The sequence below is a fragment of the Streptomyces sp. TS71-3 genome (assembly GCF_018327685.1).
In the GTDB taxonomy this organism is placed as follows: Bacteria; Actinomycetota; Actinomycetes; order Streptomycetales; family Streptomycetaceae; genus Streptomyces.
Genome location: NZ_BNEL01000001.1, coordinates 1,595,824 through 1,612,429, shown reverse-complemented (window position 1 = coordinate 1,612,429; position 16,606 = coordinate 1,595,824). Strand labels below are relative to the sequence as shown.

General features: G+C 71.7%; 12 protein-coding genes. 5 read left to right on the top strand and 7 right to left on the bottom strand.

The genetic code is table 11. The annotated features are described in order from the left end of the window. Positions 1-78: 78 nt before the first annotated feature. The 7 genes from Sm713_RS06660 to Sm713_RS06630 all read right to left on the bottom strand — a co-directional run bounded on the left by Sm713_RS06660 (position 79) and on the right by Sm713_RS06630 (position 7,679). The gene (locus Sm713_RS06660) at positions 79-819 is read right to left on the bottom strand and encodes an ABC transporter permease (protein ID WP_212908727.1); all 741 of its coding nucleotides are present in this window, start codon (positions 817-819) and stop codon (positions 79-81) included. Beyond that, on the bottom strand, positions 816-1,751 hold the full coding sequence (locus Sm713_RS06655) for an ABC transporter ATP-binding protein (protein WP_374195962.1): 936 nt from the start codon (positions 1,749-1,751) through the stop codon (positions 816-818). Before Sm713_RS06655 ends, Sm713_RS06660 begins: the two co-directional genes overlap by 4 nt. A gap of 139 nt (positions 1,752-1,890) precedes the next feature. Continuing rightward, positions 1,891-2,781: an ABC transporter substrate-binding protein gene (locus Sm713_RS06650; RefSeq protein ID WP_212908726.1), complete on the bottom strand. Its 891-nt coding sequence runs from the start codon at positions 2,779-2,781 to the stop codon at positions 1,891-1,893. A 184-nt stretch (positions 2,782-2,965) separates the two neighbouring features. Beyond that, complete coding sequence (locus tag Sm713_RS06645) at positions 2,966-5,656, bottom strand: hypothetical protein (RefSeq protein WP_212908725.1); 2,691 nt, start codon at positions 5,654-5,656, stop codon at positions 2,966-2,968. Between the two features lie 205 nt (positions 5,657-5,861). Continuing rightward, complete coding sequence (locus Sm713_RS06640) at positions 5,862-6,329, bottom strand: DUF6113 family protein (RefSeq protein ID WP_249416138.1); 468 nt, start codon at positions 6,327-6,329, stop codon at positions 5,862-5,864. Between the two features lie 120 nt (positions 6,330-6,449). After that, positions 6,450-7,334, bottom strand: coding sequence for an N-acetyl-1-D-myo-inositol-2-amino-2-deoxy-alpha-D-glucopyranoside deacetylase (gene mshB, locus Sm713_RS06635; protein WP_212908724.1), 885 nt, complete (start codon positions 7,332-7,334; stop codon positions 6,450-6,452). Positions 7,335-7,484: 150 nt separating this feature from the next. After that, the gene (locus Sm713_RS06630; protein WP_212908723.1) at positions 7,485-7,679 is read right to left on the bottom strand and encodes a hypothetical protein; all 195 of its coding nucleotides are present in this window, start codon (positions 7,677-7,679) and stop codon (positions 7,485-7,487) included. 695 nt (positions 7,680-8,374) lie between these two features. Here Sm713_RS06630 and Sm713_RS40180 point away from each other — a divergent pair. From Sm713_RS40180 to Sm713_RS06600, 5 genes are all read left to right on the top strand, one after another. Then, positions 8,375-10,747: a S9 family peptidase gene (locus Sm713_RS40180; protein WP_249416137.1), complete on the top strand. Its 2,373-nt coding sequence runs from the start codon at positions 8,375-8,377 to the stop codon at positions 10,745-10,747. A gap of 857 nt (positions 10,748-11,604) precedes the next feature. Then, entirely contained in the window at positions 11,605-12,633 is a 1,029-nt protein-coding gene (locus tag Sm713_RS06615; protein WP_212908722.1) for an ABC transporter permease, read from the top strand. 74 nt (positions 12,634-12,707) lie between these two features. Further along, on the top strand, positions 12,708-14,492 hold the full coding sequence (locus Sm713_RS06610) for an ABC transporter substrate-binding protein (RefSeq protein ID WP_212908721.1): 1,785 nt from the start codon (positions 12,708-12,710) through the stop codon (positions 14,490-14,492). A 78-nt stretch (positions 14,493-14,570) separates the two neighbouring features. Further along, complete coding sequence (locus Sm713_RS06605) at positions 14,571-15,551, top strand: ABC transporter permease (protein ID WP_212908720.1); 981 nt, start codon at positions 14,571-14,573, stop codon at positions 15,549-15,551. Between the two features lie 12 nt (positions 15,552-15,563). Next, positions 15,564-16,592 (top strand): ABC transporter ATP-binding protein, encoded by a 1,029-nt coding sequence (locus Sm713_RS06600; protein ID WP_212908719.1) that lies wholly within the window; start codon positions 15,564-15,566, stop codon positions 16,590-16,592. Positions 16,593-16,606: the final 14 nt, after the last annotated feature.

Here is a 16,606-nt window from a genome sequence, read left to right as displayed (position 1 = left end):
GCCCCGACTCCTCATGGTCCCTGTCCCCGGCACCCATGCCGCCCCCACCCCGCCCCCGTCGCCGGCGAACGGCGGGTCTCATGCCGCCCTGGTGTCCTTGCGGTACAGCCAGGCGGCGCCGCCCGTGAAGGCCAGCAGGTAGACGACCAGGATCGCGAAGTCCCCGGCATGCGGGGTGCGGCCCAGCTCGATCGCCTGCCCGACGCCGGTGTACGCGTGCGTGGGCAGCCACCGCGCGATGTCCTGGAGCCAGGACGGGAAGGTGGTCGTGGGCATCCACAGGCCGCCCAGCAGCGACAGCACAAAGTACGTGATCATGGTGATGGGGCGGACCGCGTCGCCGGTCGCCAGGTAGCCGATGGCCACGCCGAGCGCGGCGAAGACCAGGCTGCCCGCCCAGATCGCGCCTGTCAGCTCCAGCCACTGCGCGGCGCCGAGGCGGACGCCCTTGAGGACGGCGGCGATGACGAACACGATCACGATGGAGGGCAGGCTCACCACGGCGGCGCTGGATATCTTCGCGAGCACGTAGCCCCGGCCGGGCAGCGAGGTCAGGCGCAGCTGCCGCACCCAGCCGTGCTCCCGCTCCTTGGCGATCCGCTCGCTGTTGCCCATCAGCACGGCGGTCAGCGCGCCGAAGGAGGCCATGCTGACCATGAAGTAGGTGGGCAGGGTGAGCCCGGTGCCGTCCACCTTGCTGTCCTCGGCGGCGCCGCCGGCGATGATCATGTAGAGGACGGCCGGGTAGACCACCGAGAAGAACAGGAACTTCCTGTTGCGCAGGGCCCGGACGAGTTCGAGCCGGATCAGGCTGGTCATGCGTTCCTCGTCTCCTCGGCGGTGGTGATGGCGACGAACGCCTGCTCCAGGCCGAGGCCGGCCACTTCGAGGTTGCGGGGGTACAGACCGTGCCCGTACACGGCGTGCACGGTCGCGTCGGCGTCGGTGGAGCGGATCCGGACGGTCTCCGCGGAGATGTCGATGCCGGCGAGGAACGGCAGGTCCCGCAAGGTCTGCCGGACCCCGTCGTCGACGGTGTCCAGGTCGAAGGAGATCCTCCGCTGGCCGGCGCGGGCCTTGATCTCGCCGGAACTGCCGTCCGCGAGCAGCCGGCCGCGGTGCATCACGAGGACGCGGTCCGCGATCTCGTCCGCCTCCTCCAGGTAGTGCGTGGCGAACAGGACGGCCCGCCCCTGTCCTGCCTGCTCGCGCATGGTGGCCCAGAAGGCACGGCGTGCGGAGACGTCCATGCCGGTCGTCGGCTCGTCCAGCACGATCAGGTCGTTGGCGCCGGCCGTGGCCAGCGCGAAGCGGACGCGCTGCCCCTGGCCGCCGGAGAGCTTGTTCACCTTGCGGTCGGCGATGGGGGCGATGCCGGCGCGGGCGAGCACGTCGTCCACCGGGTACGCCTTCGGGTGCAGGTCGCAGGCGAGCCTGACGAGTTCCCGGACGGTGATCTCGTCCATCAGGCCGCCGCTCTGGAGCATGGCGCCGACGCGGCCGGAGACGATGGCGTCCCTGGGGCTCGTTCCGAAGACCCGCACGGAGCCCCGGTCGGGGTTGCGCAGGCCGAGGAGCAGGTCAAGGGTGGTGGACTTGCCCGCGCCGTTCGGGCCGAGCAGGGCCACGGTCTCGCCGGGGCGCAGTTCCAGTGAGAGGGCGTCCACGGCGGTCACGTCCCCGTAGGCCTTGCTCACCTGCTCGAAACGGACCATCGCCGTGGCGGTGCCGGCTTCAACAGTCGTCGTCATGCCCACCATCGTCGGTGGCGGCATGGGGTTTCCGGCAGTGTCATGGGTCGTGACTGCCGGATGACAGATGTCATGTCTACCGCCATGACAGTGCTGCGGCCGGCCGCGGCGGGTGGACCATGGCCCTTCCGGGGTGCGCCTACGGGGCCTTGCGGCCCCCGGCCTCCGTGAGGGACTCCGCCACCGCGTGCAGGAACTCCGCGCAGGCCCGGGGGCTGCACGGGAGCTCGGGGTTCCAGGCGGTCACCGTCGCGTCCGCGGTGAGGGCCCGCCAGGCGGGGACGCCGTCGAGGTCGCCGGGCCGGGCAGCGTTGCCGCGGATGTCGGTGAGGAGGACGTCCGCGCCCAGGCCGGCGGCCGTTTCCCAGGTGGTGGTGGTCCAGTTGAGGCCGCCGGGGCCCGGGTCGACGAGACGGGCGCCGAGGTCCGCGAGGTGCCACAGTTCGGGCCAGGCGTGCGGGCGGGCCAGGTACACCTTGTCCCGGTCCGCCGCCGAGAGCGCCAGCACGCGCAGCTCCGGCCCGCCGTGCGCCGCGGTGCGCACGGCGTCCTCCGCGGCGGCGAGCCCGTCCGCCGGGGTGCCGTCCGCGTCCCCGGCGAGGTCCGCGCCCGGGCCGCCGAGCGCCCGGCCCAGCTCGGCGAACCGGCCCAGGATGCCGCGGAGCGAGACGTCCCCGGTGACGGCGAGCGCCAGCACCGGTATGCCCGCCCGTGCGGCGACCGCGTCGTCCACGGCGTACGCGTGCTCCTTGTCGTACGTCACGTCCACGATCAGGTCGGGGCGCACGGAGCGGAGCGCGGCCGCGTCCAGGGCCCGGCCCGGGCCGAGGTACGGCACGTCCTGCCCGTGCAGGCCGCCCGACTTGGCGGGGTCGGGGCGCTCGCCGTCGTGCCCGGAGCCGTACACGCCGGCGGGGCGTATTCCGAGGTCCCAGAGCCCTGCTCCGGCCCGCAGGTACGCCACTATGCGCTCCGGCCGCTCGGCCGCGCGCACGGTGACCGCACGGTCGTCGGTGAACTCCCACGTCATCTCGGCCCCACCCGCCCTGTCGCAGCCACCCCGGCATCCGATGTGTGGACACGATGTAACGAATCCGTGTGCCCCGCAAGCCCCGTGCCCGGCCATGCGCGGACAACAGAGGCGCCCCGCCCGGACGGTGCCGGACGGGGCGCCCCACGAAGGTCCGGAGCCGGACGGCCCCGACCCGACTGCGCTAGTTGGGGTTCGTGTCGATGACCCCGACCCGCTCGGCGGGCGTCTTTCCGAGCAGCGCCTTGCGCATCACCCCGATGACGTCCTCCGGTGTGATCGGCGTCTTCTTGCCGTTGGCCCGGGTGATGAGGACCCCGTCGAAGGTGGTGCCGTAGAGCTTCTTGAGGGCGGCGCGGTCGTAGGTGTCGATGAGCTTGCCGTCGACGGCCTGCACACCCAGGATCTGCGGCAGCGACTTCTCGGGGCCGAACGGGATGGAGGCGCTGCCCGCCTTGATGGTGACGATCCCGGACATGGCGGGCTGGGCGAACTCCCGCATCATCCGGTCCACTTCGGCGTTGCTGACGGTCGGGTGGCGCTCGGTGAGCGGCACCTGCACCGGGCTGCCGTGGCCGGTCTCGATCTCCGTGCGGTACGCCGCCTCCACGGCCTTGGACGACTTGGCGACGTCGATCGCCTTGCCGGCCTTGCCGTACACGGCCACGGCCTTGCCCTGGTCGAAGCGGATCGTGCCGTCGGCCGCCGAGCCCGCGCCGCCCGCCGCGCCCTGAAGGGCGGCGTTCAGCTTCTCCTGGTCCACGGGCATCACCGGCTCGACGACGCGCTTGCCGCCGAACAGCGAGCCGACCACCGTCACCGGGTTGTAGTCGCTGCCCGCGGCGGCCTGCACGGTCGCGTCGGTGTCCAGCGCGAGACCGGACTGGTCGGGCCGGAACGCGATGCTCTTGCCGTTCACGGAGAGGGTCAGGGGCTTGTTGACGCGGTCGGAGAAGGCCGCGTCGAGCTTCTTGCCGGCCTCGTCGCGGGTGCCGCCGCCGATGTCGACGCCCAGGACGGTGGTGCCCTTGGGCACGTCGGCGTGGTTCACCAGCAGGCCGGCGCCGTAGACGCCGCCGGCCGCCACGACCACCAGCACCGACAGCAGCACCAGCTTGCTGCGGCCCTTCTTCCTGGCCGCCGGGGCGGCGGAGGTGCTGCGCGGTTCGGGGTCGGGCAGCTTCGGGGGGGTGTGCGGGACGCCGGCGCCCTCGGCCTCCTGCGCGGTCCCGCCGAACGGCGAGTTCTGCGGGGAGGGCACGACGCGGATGCCGCTGGTGACGGTGTGGCCCGAGACGTTGTCGTCGGGGCCGCTCGGGTCCGGCGCCGGCCGCTGCGGGGTGAGGACGGCGGTGTCGTCGCTCATCCGCGGGCGCGGGCCGCCGGGGCCCTGCTCGTCGCCGAGCAGGCCGGTGGGGATCTCGGCGGTGCGCTCCCCGGAGCCGAGCCGGCTGTCACCGGTGACGGGGCCGCCGGTCGGTCCGGTGGGCCGCCGCGGCAGCGTGGACCTGCCACCGGTGGCGTCGGGGGCCGCGCCGCCGGGGCCGGACGCGGGGTCGTCGGGGAAGTACGACAGGTCGGAGGCGCGGGGCCCGCCGCTCGCGCCGAGCGGTCCGGACGCGACCGCGCCCGTGACGTCGAACGTGCCGCTGCTGCGGTCGGAGCCGGACGGGCCGCCGGGCCCGCCCGAGCCGCCGGGGCCGTCGGCCTGGACGTCGAAGGTGCTGCTGCTGCGCTCGCCGCCCGGGCCCTCCGGCTCGGACTCGCCGAACAGGTCGTACAGGCCGCTGCGGCTGTCCGGGCCGGCGAGGGACTTGGGGTCGATGCCGCCCGGGGAGCGCGGTCCCGCCTCCGGGGAGCCGCCGCCCTGGCCGTCCCCGCCGGTGCCGCCGGCGCCGTTCGCGTCGGGGTGCTCGGCGAAGCCGCTGAACTCGGAGCGGTCCGTGAAGGGGCCGCCGCCGAAGGGGTCCCCGGGGCCGCTCTGCCCGTGTTCCGAGGGTTCGGTGCCCAGGGTGCCGGAGCTCGCTCCGGTGCCCAGTCCGAGGCCGAGGCCGGAGCCTTCGGTGCCGAAGGGGTCGGGGCCGAAGGGGTCCGTGCCCAGGGTGCCGGAGCTCGTTCCCGTGCCGAAGGAGCCCGTGTCGAACGAGCCCGTGCCGAACGAGCCGGTCTCGAACGAGCCCGAGTCGAAGGCCGAGCCGGAGCCCGTGTCGAACGCCGAACGGCTGCCGGTGTCGAAGCCCGAACCGGTGCCGGTGCCGGTGTCGCCGTCGAACCCGGACCCGCCGTCCGATCCGAACCCCGAGCCGGGGCGCCGCACGGATCCGGTGCTGTCGTCGCCCAACGGGTCACCGGCACCGAAGGGGTCGCCGGAGCCCGAGGACGCGCCCGGGGTGCGTCCGCCGGGCGGGGTGCCGCCCCGGGGCGAGGCTGCCTTGCGGGGCGCGAACCAGTCGCTGGTGGGCTCCTGCGCGGGCACGTCGGCCGCGTCGGAGCCGCTGTCCCCGGAGTGGCCCTGGCCGGACCCGCCGGCCGGCCCGTCCGCGGGGTGGCCGGCGCCCTCGCCGGCCGGCTCGGCGCTCGCGGTGGCCCCGCCCGCGCCCTTGGCCGCCTCGGTCAGGTCGGACATCGGGGTCCGCATGACCAGGGGCGGAATCGGCCGGGAACCGGGGATGTTGATGCGGACCCTGGTGGTCAGCGTGGTCTCGGTTCTGCGCTCTTCCGCAGGGGCGTCGGGGGCCTGCCGCCCTGCGTCCGTGCCCGCTTCGGAAGCGGCGCCCGGTGCCGGGGTGCCGTACGGAGGCGTCCCCGAGGGATACGCGGCTCCGCCGCCGTGGCCCTGGGACCCGGGGGACGAATTGTCAGTTTCACGACTCAAGGCAGGTTCTCCTGTTTGGCTCCACCGCCCGTACCTTCCCCTATGCCCCTAGGAGTAGGAGGCGCCCCGTACGCCGGGGCCCCGCCGCGGGCAGGAGCAGTCTCGGCGGCGCGCACCACCATACTGGCCGCCCCCGCCGTGGTACCGGAGACGGTGACGGAATCCCAGCGGTGCAAGGTCGGACATCGCGCGGCGTTGTGGTGCATCACTTACCAAGACGGGCGCCGCCCTCGCCCGGTCGCCCGGGGCCCCGGGGTTCTCCCTGCCCCTTTGAAGCTGGGGGGAGGGTGGCACAGATCACCGCGACTGCCAAACCCCCGAGGAGGAAGAGGTACGAACCGACCCCCGCGCCGAAGAGGAAGTCACCCTCGGGACGGGTGGCCGTGAGCAGCACGACCACGATCAGCCAGCCCGCGGCGGGCGCGAGGGTGCCGGGCCGGGTGCCGGTGGCCATGCCGCCGCCCCGGAACAGGCACGCCGCGGCGGCCAGGGCAAGGAACAGGCCACCGGGGAACCAGGCGGCCTGGAGCAGCGCGCCGGCCGCGCCGATCACCCCGCCGAGCACGAAAAGGCCGAAACAGGCGGCGATACGGCCCGGGTCCGGGGGCCGGGTGAGGTAGCCGCCGGGGCCCGGCGGGAGGCCGGCCGCGGCGGCTCTTTTCGTTGCGCTCATAAGACTCTCACCCATTCCGTCCGTACGTGTGCGCCGTGGGGTCGGGCACGGCGCCGGTCCTTCTCGAAGTCGTGGCGGTCCCCCGAGCCGGGCCGCGCTCGCTCGCCGAGGCCTCGGCGCTCACGCGGTCACCCCCTCGAAGAGGTCGCTCTCGCGTCCTGCGCGGCGGTTCACGGCACCCTGGGCCAGCTCGTAGTACTCGACCGGGAACAGCGGCTGGGCACGGTCGTTGGAGAGCGCGAACCAGGGCGGGGCGACCTGCACCTGGGTGGCGTGGGCGCGCATGGCCAGGGCCTTGGCGGTGGCGTGCGCGGTGCCGTCGATCTCGGTGGTGACGGCGTCGTCGTCTACCACGCCGGGCAGCTCGTCGACCGTGCCCGCGGCCGGGAACGGCAGCCGGGCAAGCTCCGCGGCGAGCGGGGCGAAGCCGGCCTCGGCCACCGAGCGGGGCACGCGGTTGAAGTAGATCTTCTGGATGGTGTGCGGCGCTCCGGGGCGGCCGCCGGGCCGGGCGGCGAGCTCCGCGGCGCGCATGGCGACGCGGTGCGCCTGGATGTGGTCGGGGTGGCCGTAGCCGCCCTGCGGGTCGTAGGTCACGAGGACCTGCGGACGGATCTCCCTGATGACGTCCACGAGCAGGGCCGCGGCCTCGTCGACGTCGGCGGACCAGAACGCGCCCGGCCGGGTGTTCTGCTCGGTGCCCATCATGCCGGAGTCGCGGAAGCGGCCGGGGCCGCCGAGCATGCGATGGTCGGTGACGCCCAGTTCCCGCATGGCCGCGGCCAGCTCGGTGGCGCGGTACGGGCCGAGCCGGTCCTCGCGGTCCGACGCGAGGTGGGCGAGTCCGGGCGGGATCACCTCGCCCTCCTCGCCGAGGGTGCAGGTGACCAGGGCGACATGGGCGCCCCCGGCCGCGTACCTGGCCATGGTCGCGCCGTTGTTGATCGACTCGTCGTCCGGGTGCGCATGGACCAGCAGCAGACGCCGGGCGGGTGGTTCCGTCATGGGCCCAGCCTACGAGGGCAGGGCGACGGGACGGTCCAGGATCCCCGCGGGCCCCGGGGTGTGCCGGGCGACCGCCGGCGCCCGGGCGGCGCCGGCCGGTGAGGGTGCGGACCCTGACAGGGCAGGGCCCGGTGGTTCATGACTTCGGGGTCAGAACTTCAGGTTGCCGATCATGCCTGCGACGTTGCTGGTGAGTTCGGTGATCGTGGGCGCGATGGAGGAACTGGCCAGGTAGAAACCGAGCAATATGCACACGATGGCGTGTACTGCGTTCAGTCCCGACTTCTTGATCAGGATGAAGACGATGACCAGCAGCAGCACCACCGCCGAAATCGAGAGTGCCACGGCGGCCCACCTCCAGGGGATCGATCGGTCGTAACGCAGGCAACAGGACGGGCCGGGCGGGGACTTGCCGAAGGGATGTGCCCCTGGGGCTTACCCACCCAGCGCGACTGATCATAACTTTCCGTTGGCTGTGCTTGGATCGCACATACTTGGTGCACGGCAGCACGAGGGGCGCATGCACGCGCCCGCGCCGGCGACCCGCCATCCGCGGCGTCCGACGTGGACTTCACGGTCACGAGACGACCGCCCGCTGCCCGGGGAGGCCCCTCCCGGACGGCCCCAGAACGTAAGCGCCCACCCACGAGGGGCGCGGGGATGGGGGTACCTCCCGCGCCCTCAAGGCAGTGGGGGAGCGCCCAGCCCACACCCACAGACGATCCGGACACGACAGAACCCACCCGGAACGAACGGGAACGATGCGCGCAGCCCACCTGATGGGGGCGCGGGGAACTACGCAAGGAAACCACCACCCACCGAGGATCCGGACACGACAGGCACCACCCCGAACGAACCGGAACGATGCGCGCAGCGCAGCCGAAAGGGGCGCGGGGAACTGCGCAAAAACCACCACGTCACCGAGGATCCGGACACAACGGAAAGCATCCCTCCGGGCCGGACCCCCCTCTCCGGGACGGAGACAACCCGGCCGACGCACGATCCCGGCCACCGGCCCGACAGGGCCCTACCCTCGGGGGATGAGCAGCCACCCCGACTCCTTCCCGCGCCGGCAAGCCCGCACCCAGCGCTTCACGCTCGGAGCGCCCCGAGCCTTCTCCATCTCCCCGGACGGCGAGCGCGTCGCGTTCCTGCGGTCCAGGTCCGGCACCGAGCGCTCGCACCTGCTGTGGGTCCTCGACCTGGACGGTGGCCCCGAGGGCCGCGAGCGCGTCGCGGCCGACCCCGACGCGCTGCTGGCCGGCGGCGAGGAGCACCTCTCGGCCGCGGAGCGCGCACGGCGCGAGCGCAGCCGCGAGGGCGGTGCGGGCGTCGTGGGCTATGCGACCGACGATGCGGTGGAGTTGGCGGCGTTCACCCTCTCGGGCCGGCTGTTCACGGCCGAGCTGAGGGCCGGCACGGCGCGGGAACTGCCCGTTCCCGGGCCGGTGCTCGACCCGCGCCCGTCGCCGGACGGACGGCACGTGGCGTACGCGGCACAGGGCGCGCTCCGCGTGGTGACGGTGTCGCGGGACCCGGCGGAGGCCGGGTCGGAGCCGCTGGACCGCGCGCTGGCGGAGCCGGAGGCGGACGGGGTGACCTACGGCCTCGCGGAGTTCATCGCGGCCGAGGAGATGGACCGGCTGCGCGGCTTCTGGTGGTCCCCGGCGTCCGACAGGCTGCTGGTGGCGCGGGCAGACGACAGCCCCGTGCGGCAGTGGTGGATCGCGGACCCGGCGCGGCCCGAGCAGGAGCCGGCGCAGGTGCGGTATCCGGCCGCGGGCACGCCCAACGCGGACGTGCGGCTCTTCGTGCTGGGCCTCGACGGTTCGCGCACCGAGGTGGTGTGGGACCGCGAGCGGTACCCGTACCTGGCGCGGGTTCACTGGTCGGCCGCCGGTCCCCCGCTGCTCCTGGTGCAGGCGCGTGACCAGCGCAGCCAGCTCTTCCTCGCGGTGGACCCGGAGGACGGCGGCACCCGGCTGGTGCACGCCGACGAGGACCCGCAGTGGCTGGAACTGTTCGGCGGCGTGCCGTGCTGGTCGCCGAACGGCCGGCTGGTGCGGATCGCCGACGAGGGCGGGGCGCGCGTCCTGTCGGTGGGCGACCGGCCGCTGACCGGCCCGCAGCTGCACGTGCGCGCGGTGCTCGACGTCTCGGACGACGACGTGCTGGTCTCGGCGTCCGCGGGTGCCGCGGCCGAGGACCGGCAGACGGGCGAGGTCCATGTGTTCCGCGTCAACGAGCTGGGCGTGGAGCGCGTCTCGCAGGAGCCGGGCGTGCACGCGGCCGCCCGGTCCGGCGCGGTGACGGTGCTGTCGTCGGCGACCCTGGAGCGGCCGGGCCGCGTGGTGCAGGTGCTGCGCGACGGCAAACGCCTCGCGACCGTCGCCTCGGCGGCCGAACACCCCGGCTTCTCGCCCCGGGTGACGCTCACCGAGGTGCTCGCGGGCCCGGACGCGGGCGCCGCCTCCTCCGCCGCCTCCGGCCCGCACAGCGGATCGTCCGGCGCCCGGCAGGGTCAGCAGGCCCGGAGCGCCGAGGATGCAGCCGAGGCCGCCCACGCCCCCTCCGGCGGCCCGGCCACCCCCTCCGGCCAGGGTGGACCCGGCGTGACGGGTTCCAATCGCGGTGGGGACGGCGCACGCGATCACGAGGGCGCACGCCGGATCCCCTGTGCCGTCGTGCTGCCGCGGAACCACCGCGAGACGGACGGCCCGCTGCCCGTCCTGCTCGATCCGTACGGCGGTCCGCACGACCAGCGGGCGGTGTCGGCGCACAACGCGTACCTCACGTCGCAGTGGTTCGCGGACCAGGGATTCGCTGTTGTGATCGCCGACAACCGCGGTACGCCCGGCCACTCACCGGCGTGGGAGAAGTCGGTGAGGAACGACTTCACGGTGTCCCTGGACGACCAGGTGGCCGCGGTGCGGGAGCTCGCCGAGCGGTTCCCGCTGGACCTGGGCAGGGTCGCGATCCGGGGCTGGTCGTTCGGCGGGTACCTGGCGGCGCTCGCGGTGCTGCGCAGGCCGGACGTCTTCCACGCGGGCGTCGCGGGGGCGCCGGTGACCGACTGGCGGCTGTACGACACCCACTACACCGAGCGCTACCTCGGCGATCCGGAGCGCTCGCCCGAGGTGTACGCGCACAGCTCGCTCGTCGGCGACGCGGGCCTCTCGTCGGCCGCCGAACCGCACCGGCCGCTGATGGTCATCCACGGTCTCGCCGACGACAACGTGGTCGTCGCGCACTCCCTGCGGCTGTCGTCCGCGCTGCTCGCCGCGGGGCGGCCGCACGAGGTGCTGCCGCTGTCCGGGGTGACGCACATGACGCCGCAGGAGCAGGTGGCGGAGAACCTGCTCCTGCTTCAGGTGGACTTCCTGAAGCGGTCGCTGGGGCTCCGCGGCGCGTAGCGCGCCGGTCAGCCGGCCGCTGCGGCTCGGCCGTCGCGGTCCGCGGGCCGTCGCGGTCCGCGGGCCGTCGCGGTCCGCGGGCCGTCGCGGTCCGCCAACCCTTCCGGCCCGCCGCGCGTGCCGATCGGCCGGGACATGCCGCGCCTTGGCATGAGCGTCCCGGCCGACCCACGGCACCCGCACGGCCGTACGTTCTCCATGATGGGGGCGGGGTATATCGGTGTTACGTCGGCTTCGTTGCCTGCGTGTTAAAGCGGGCCGGTGCCGGGGTGGGCGGTGACGACTGTGCGGGTTCGTCGTGGCCCTCTTGCGCAGTTCCCCGCGCCCCTCATCAGGCACTTCGCGCCCCCAGCCCCTCACGCCGGTGAGCATCCGACCGCATCTTCGTGGATCTCGCGCCGTTCCCCGCGTCCCTTATCAGGCGCTCCGCGCCCCCAGCCCCTCACGCCGGTGAGCATCCGACCGCATCGTCGTGGTTCTCGCGCCGTTCCCCGCGCCCCTTATCGGGCGCTTCGCGCCGCCCTGCTGGCTTGTTCTCTGCGGTCCTCGGCTTTCCGAAATGCTCGGCACCGCCCGCCCCTTGTGGGCGCCCCGTTCGCTGTACGGAATCCGAGACTTGGCCGCCCGGTTATCGAACCCCATGCCAGAACATCCCGGTGAGTCCAGAAGGTCCAAATAATCTACTCCCGTAGATGTAATCTCTAGACCTAGATTTGGTCATGTAATCGCCAAGACGTTAAAGAGAAATTCAAGGCCGCCAGCGATTCATTGACCCTGGACGAACAGGGTTGAAAAGGTCCGCGTAGCCCGTGGGTGTGTCCTGCGGAGTGTTACGACCCCTTCGGGCCAGGAGTGCCATGACCTCCCCAACTCCATCTGCCGCCGCCCCACTAGAGGTGGTGGCCGAGAAGAACATGCTGACGCCGGACCCCTCGGGGTCGAAGGGCGGCGAGGGCCGCTCCCCGGGACGACTGGCCTGGCGGCGCTTCAAGCGGGACCGCACGGGCGTCATCTCCGCCTACGTGGTCATCCTGTTCTTCGTCGTGGGCCTGTGCGCGCCGCTGATCGCCAAGGTCTACGGCAAAAACCCGTACACCACGTACGGCCAGAACCAGGACGGCCTGCTGAACGACTTCGGCTCGCCGATCAAGCCCAACGGCGGCATCAGCAGCGACTTCTGGTTCGGCGTCGAGCCGGGCCTCGGCCGGGACGTCTTCACGTTCCTGCTCTACGCGATCCGCAACAGCCTCCTCATCGCGGCGGCCACCACCGTACTGGTCACGGTGCTCGGCATCGTTGTCGGAACCACCGCCGGCTACCTCGGCGGCAAGACCGACTACCTGATCAGCCGGATCATGGACATCCTGCTGGCCTTCCCGCAGACGCTGTTCTTCATCGCCTTCTGGCCGGTGATGATCTCCGTGCTGGTCTCACCGGAGGACCAGACCCCGGTCTGGCTGACCGTCGTCAGCCTCATCAGCGTGATGACCGCGTTCGGCTGGGCACCCATCGCCCGTCTGCTGCGCGGCGAGGTGCTCGCCCTGCGCGAACGGGAGTTCGTGGAGGCGGCCAAGGTGACCGGCGCCTCCCCGGCGCGGATCATCTTCAAGGAGCTGCTGCCCAACCTGTGGACGCCGATCCTCATCCAAGCGACGCTCGCGCTGCCCCTCTACGTCACCGCGGAGGCGGGCCTCGCCTTCCTCGGCGTCGGGCTCACCTCGCCGACACCGGACTGGGGCGTGATGATCCAGCGCGGTTCGGAGGTCTACCAGAGCGACATCACCTTCATGCTCTTCCCGGGCCTGACGATGGTGATCTTCGTGATCGCCTTCAACCTGCTCGGCGACTCCGTACGCGACGCGCTGGATCCGAAGACCCGGCGCTGACCACCAGGCATTCCATCCGGACGGGGCGACGGGGCCCTTCCGGTGCATCCGACCATCGACTCAAGCAGGTAGACATGTCCATATCGCGTAGAAACTTCGTCATCGCCACCTCGGTGGCGGCCGGCGGCTCCATGGTGCTCTCGGCATGCAGCAGCGGGAACTCCGGCGGCGACGACGGTGGCAGCGGCGGGCACGCGGGCACCGACAAGTACACGGGCCACGTCACGGTCGGCACCGCGGAGGACTCCAAGGGCCCTGCGCCCGAGGTCAAGGGCGCGCGCAAGGGCGGCACGATCCACGGCCTCGCCCCGGACGACTTCTCGCACCTTGACCCGCAGCAGATCTGGTTCACCTGGAACGCCGCCCTGGGCAACCTGTACATCCGCACGCTGACCAACTACCAGATCGGCCCTGACGGCACGATGAAGCTCGTCGGCGACCTCGCCACCGACACGGGCACCATGTCCGAGGGAGGCAAGGTCTGGACCTTCACGCTGAAGGACGGGATCAAGTGGGAGGACGGCAGCGACATCACCGTCGAGGACGTCCGGCACGGCTTCGAGCGCGGTTTCTCCAGCTACACCACCAACGGCGCGAGCTACCTCCAGAACGCCCTCACCGGCACCGGTGACTTCCGCAAGGTCTACAAGGGCCCCGACAAGGGCGAGCACTTCGACGGCATCAAGATCGATCCCGCCAAGAAGACCATCACGCTGCACCTGAAGGAGGCCCGCCCGGACCTCAACTTCACCCTGGCGATGGCCTCCTACGGCGCCGTGCCGGTCAAGCACGACTCCAAGGAGAAGTACGACAAGGACCCCGTCTCGGCGGGCCCGTACAAGATCAGCAAGCACGCCATCGACAAGTCGATGACGCTGGTCCGCAACGAGCACTGGGACCCGGCCACGGACCCGATCCGCACGGCCTACCCGGACCAGTTCACCTTCGAGTTCGGCCCCGAGGGGCTGGCCGCCGCCGACCGCCTCATCGCCGACGACGGCGACGACCAGTACGCCTTCATGGCCTACAACGGCATCCCCGCCGAGCGCATGCAGAAGGTCCTCTCGGACCCCGAGCTGAAGGGCCGCTCCTGGAACGGCCTGCTGACCGGCACGTACTACTACGCGATCAACTGCAAGCGGATCACGGACGTCAAGGTCCGCCAGGCGCTCAACTACGCCTGGCCGCTGGAGCAGATCCGGAAGATCTACGGTGGTCCGTCCGCGGGTGACTACGACACCACCATCCTCAGCCCCGACCTCATCGGCTACAAGAAGTACGACGCCTACGGGAAGCTGAAGAAGCCGAAGGGCGACCCGGCCGCCGCGAAGAAGCTGCTGCAGGAGGCCGGCAAGGTCGGCCAGAAGATCGTCTACGCCTTCAACCAGACCCCGGTCTACGACAAGACCAAGGTCGTCATCGAGCAGGCGCTGAAGGAGGCCGGCTTCGACCCGGTCCTCAAGCCGCTGGACTCCACCAGCTACTACGACCAGGTCCAGCAGATCGACAACCAGTTCGACGTGATGTGGTTTGGCTGGGCGCCGGACTGGCCGACCGGTTACACCATGTTCCAGCCGCTGTTCGACGGCAGCACGATCGCCGACGGCTCCAACAACGTCTCGCAGCTCGACGTCGGCTGGGTGAACGACGCCATCAAGAAGAACGGCCTGATCATCGACCAGACGGAGGCGGGCAAGGCCTGGGAGGCCCTGGACGAGCGGATCATGAAGGAGCTCGCCCCGATCATCCCCGAGACCTACCAGCGCCGCTTCTACCTGCACGGCTCCAAGGTGGGCGGTGCGCTCTTCGACCCGCTGTTCTCCTCGGCCATCTTCTACAAGCTGTACGTCAAGGCCTGACGCCACCCGGCGGGGCACCCCGGTGGTGCCCCGCCTGTCCCACTCCTCTCGCCGGCGTCTGCCAGGGAAACCACTGCCATGTTCCGCTTCCTCGTCCGCCGAGTCATCGGCGCACTGGTCATCCTGCTGATCATCAGTGCCATCACCTTCGTCCTCTTCTACATCGCGCCCCGCGACCCCGCGCGCGTGGCGTGCGGCAAGGTCTGCACGGCCGACACGCTGAAGCTGGTACGGCACAACCTGGGCATCGACGACCCGCTGCCCGTGCAGTACTGGCACTGGCTGAAGGCCGTGTTCGTCGGGCGCGACTACACGGGCTTCGGCAACTGCCCGGCGCCCTGCCTCGGGTACTCGTTCACCAACCGGGAACCCGTCCTCGGCACCATCCTGGACCGCTTCCCCACCACGCTCTCGCTCTCCGTGGGCAGCGCGGTGGTCTTCGTCCTCTTCGGCGTGGGCACCGGCATGATCGCGGCCGTCAAGCAGGGCAAGGCGCTCGACAAGGTGGCGTCCTCGGCGTCCCTGATCGGTTCCTCCCTCCAGATCTACATCGTCGGCGTGGTCGCCATGTACTACCTCTCCGACCAGTGGCACATCCTGAGCCGTCCCAAGGACGTCCCGTTCACCCAGGACCCCGCGGGCTGGTTCCAGGGGCTGCTGCTGCCGTGGTTCGTCCTCGCGCTGATCTTCACCGCCAACTACACGCGCATGACGCGCTCGCAGATGGTCGAGTCGATGAACGAGGACTACGTGCGCACCGCGCGGGCCAAGGGCCTCTCCCGGCGGACGGTTTTCTTCCGGTTCGCCTGGCGCGGCGCCATGGGCCCCATCGTGACGATCTTCGGCCTCGACCTGGGCTACCTGATCGGCGGCGCCATCATCACCGAGAAGACCTTCGGCCTGCACGGCATCGGCGCCCTGTCGGTCAAGGCGGTCTCGGACAACGACCTGCCGATGTTGCTGGCGGTGGTCCTCCTGGCGGCCGGCGCCATCGTCTTCTTCAACATCATCGTCGACGCCGTGTACGCCCTCATCGACCCGCGCGTCCGCCTCGCCTAGGAGAAAGCCACCATGAGCAGCGCCCCCTTTCTCTCCGTGCGTGACCTGCGCGTGCACTTCTCCACCGAGGACGGCATGGTGAAGGCCGTCGACGGGCTCTCCTTCGACGTGGCGCACGGCAGGACGCTCGGCATCGTCGGCGAGTCGGGCTCCGGCAAGTCGGTGACCAACCTGGCCATCCTCGGGCTGCACCACCCCGACCACACCGAGGTGTCCGGCGAGATCCTGCTCGACGGCCAGGACCTGCTGACCGCGACGGAACGCGAGCTGGAGCGGCTGCGCGGCAACAAGATGTCGATGATCTTCCAGGACGCGCTGGCCTCCCTGTCGCCGTACCACACCGTCGGCGTGCAGATCGGCGAGACGTACCGCAAGCACACCGGCGCCTCCAAGCGGGAGGCCCGGGCGCGGGCCGTCGAGATGCTGAAGAAGGTCGGCATCCCGCAGCCCGATCTGCGGGTCGACGACTACCCGCACCAGTTCTCCGGCGGCATGCGGCAGCGCGCCATGATCGCGATGGCGCTGGTCTGCAACCCGGAGCTGCTGATCGCCGACGAGCCGACCACCGCGCTTGACGTCACCGTGCAGGCCCAGATCATGGACCTGCTCAAGGAGCTCCAGCAGGAGACCGGCACCTCGATCATCTTCATCACCCACGACCTGGGCGTGATCGCGGACATCGCGGACGACATCCTCGTGATGTACGGCGGCACGTGCGTGGAGCGCGGCAGCAAGCAGGAAGTGCTGCGCTCGCCCCAGCACCCGTACACCTGGGGGCTCCTGGGGTCCATGCCGACCCTGGAGGGCGACGTGGACGTGCCGCTGACCCCCATCAAGGGCACCCCGCCGAGCCTGCTCAACCCGCCGACCGGCTGCCGCTTCCATCCGCGGTGCGCCTTCACCGGCGAGGTCGGCGGCGACCGCTGCGTCGCCGAGGAGCCGCTGCTCACCCTCACCGAGGGGCGCGGCGCGGCCTGTCACCTCACCGGCGAGCAGCGCGCCAGGTTCTCCGCCGACCGCGCCGCGGCGCGGGCCCACTGACGTACACGAGACGG

Coding starts and splice junctions, on each gene's coding strand:
- Sm713_RS06660 (WP_212908727.1), bottom strand. CDS start 819: ATGACCAGCCTGATCCGGCTCGAACTCGTCCGGGCCCTGCGCAACAGG.
- Sm713_RS06655 (WP_374195962.1), bottom strand. CDS start 1,751: ATGACGACGACTGTTGAAGCCGGCACCGCCACGGCGATGGTCCGTTTC.
- Sm713_RS06650 (WP_212908726.1), bottom strand. CDS start 2,781: ATGACGTGGGAGTTCACCGACGACCGTGCGGTCACCGTGCGCGCGGCC.
- Sm713_RS06640 (WP_249416138.1), bottom strand. CDS start 6,329: ATGAGCGCAACGAAAAGAGCCGCCGCGGCCGGCCTCCCGCCGGGCCCC.
- mshB (WP_212908724.1), bottom strand. CDS start 7,334: ATGACGGAACCACCCGCCCGGCGTCTGCTGCTGGTCCATGCGCACCCG.
- Sm713_RS40180 (WP_249416137.1), top strand. CDS start 8,375: ATGAGCAGCCACCCCGACTCCTTCCCGCGCCGGCAAGCCCGCACCCAG.
- Sm713_RS06615 (WP_212908722.1), top strand. CDS start 11,605: ATGACCTCCCCAACTCCATCTGCCGCCGCCCCACTAGAGGTGGTGGCC.
- Sm713_RS06610 (WP_212908721.1), top strand. CDS start 12,708: ATGTCCATATCGCGTAGAAACTTCGTCATCGCCACCTCGGTGGCGGCC.
- Sm713_RS06605 (WP_212908720.1), top strand. CDS start 14,571: ATGTTCCGCTTCCTCGTCCGCCGAGTCATCGGCGCACTGGTCATCCTG.
- Sm713_RS06600 (WP_212908719.1), top strand. CDS start 15,564: ATGAGCAGCGCCCCCTTTCTCTCCGTGCGTGACCTGCGCGTGCACTTC.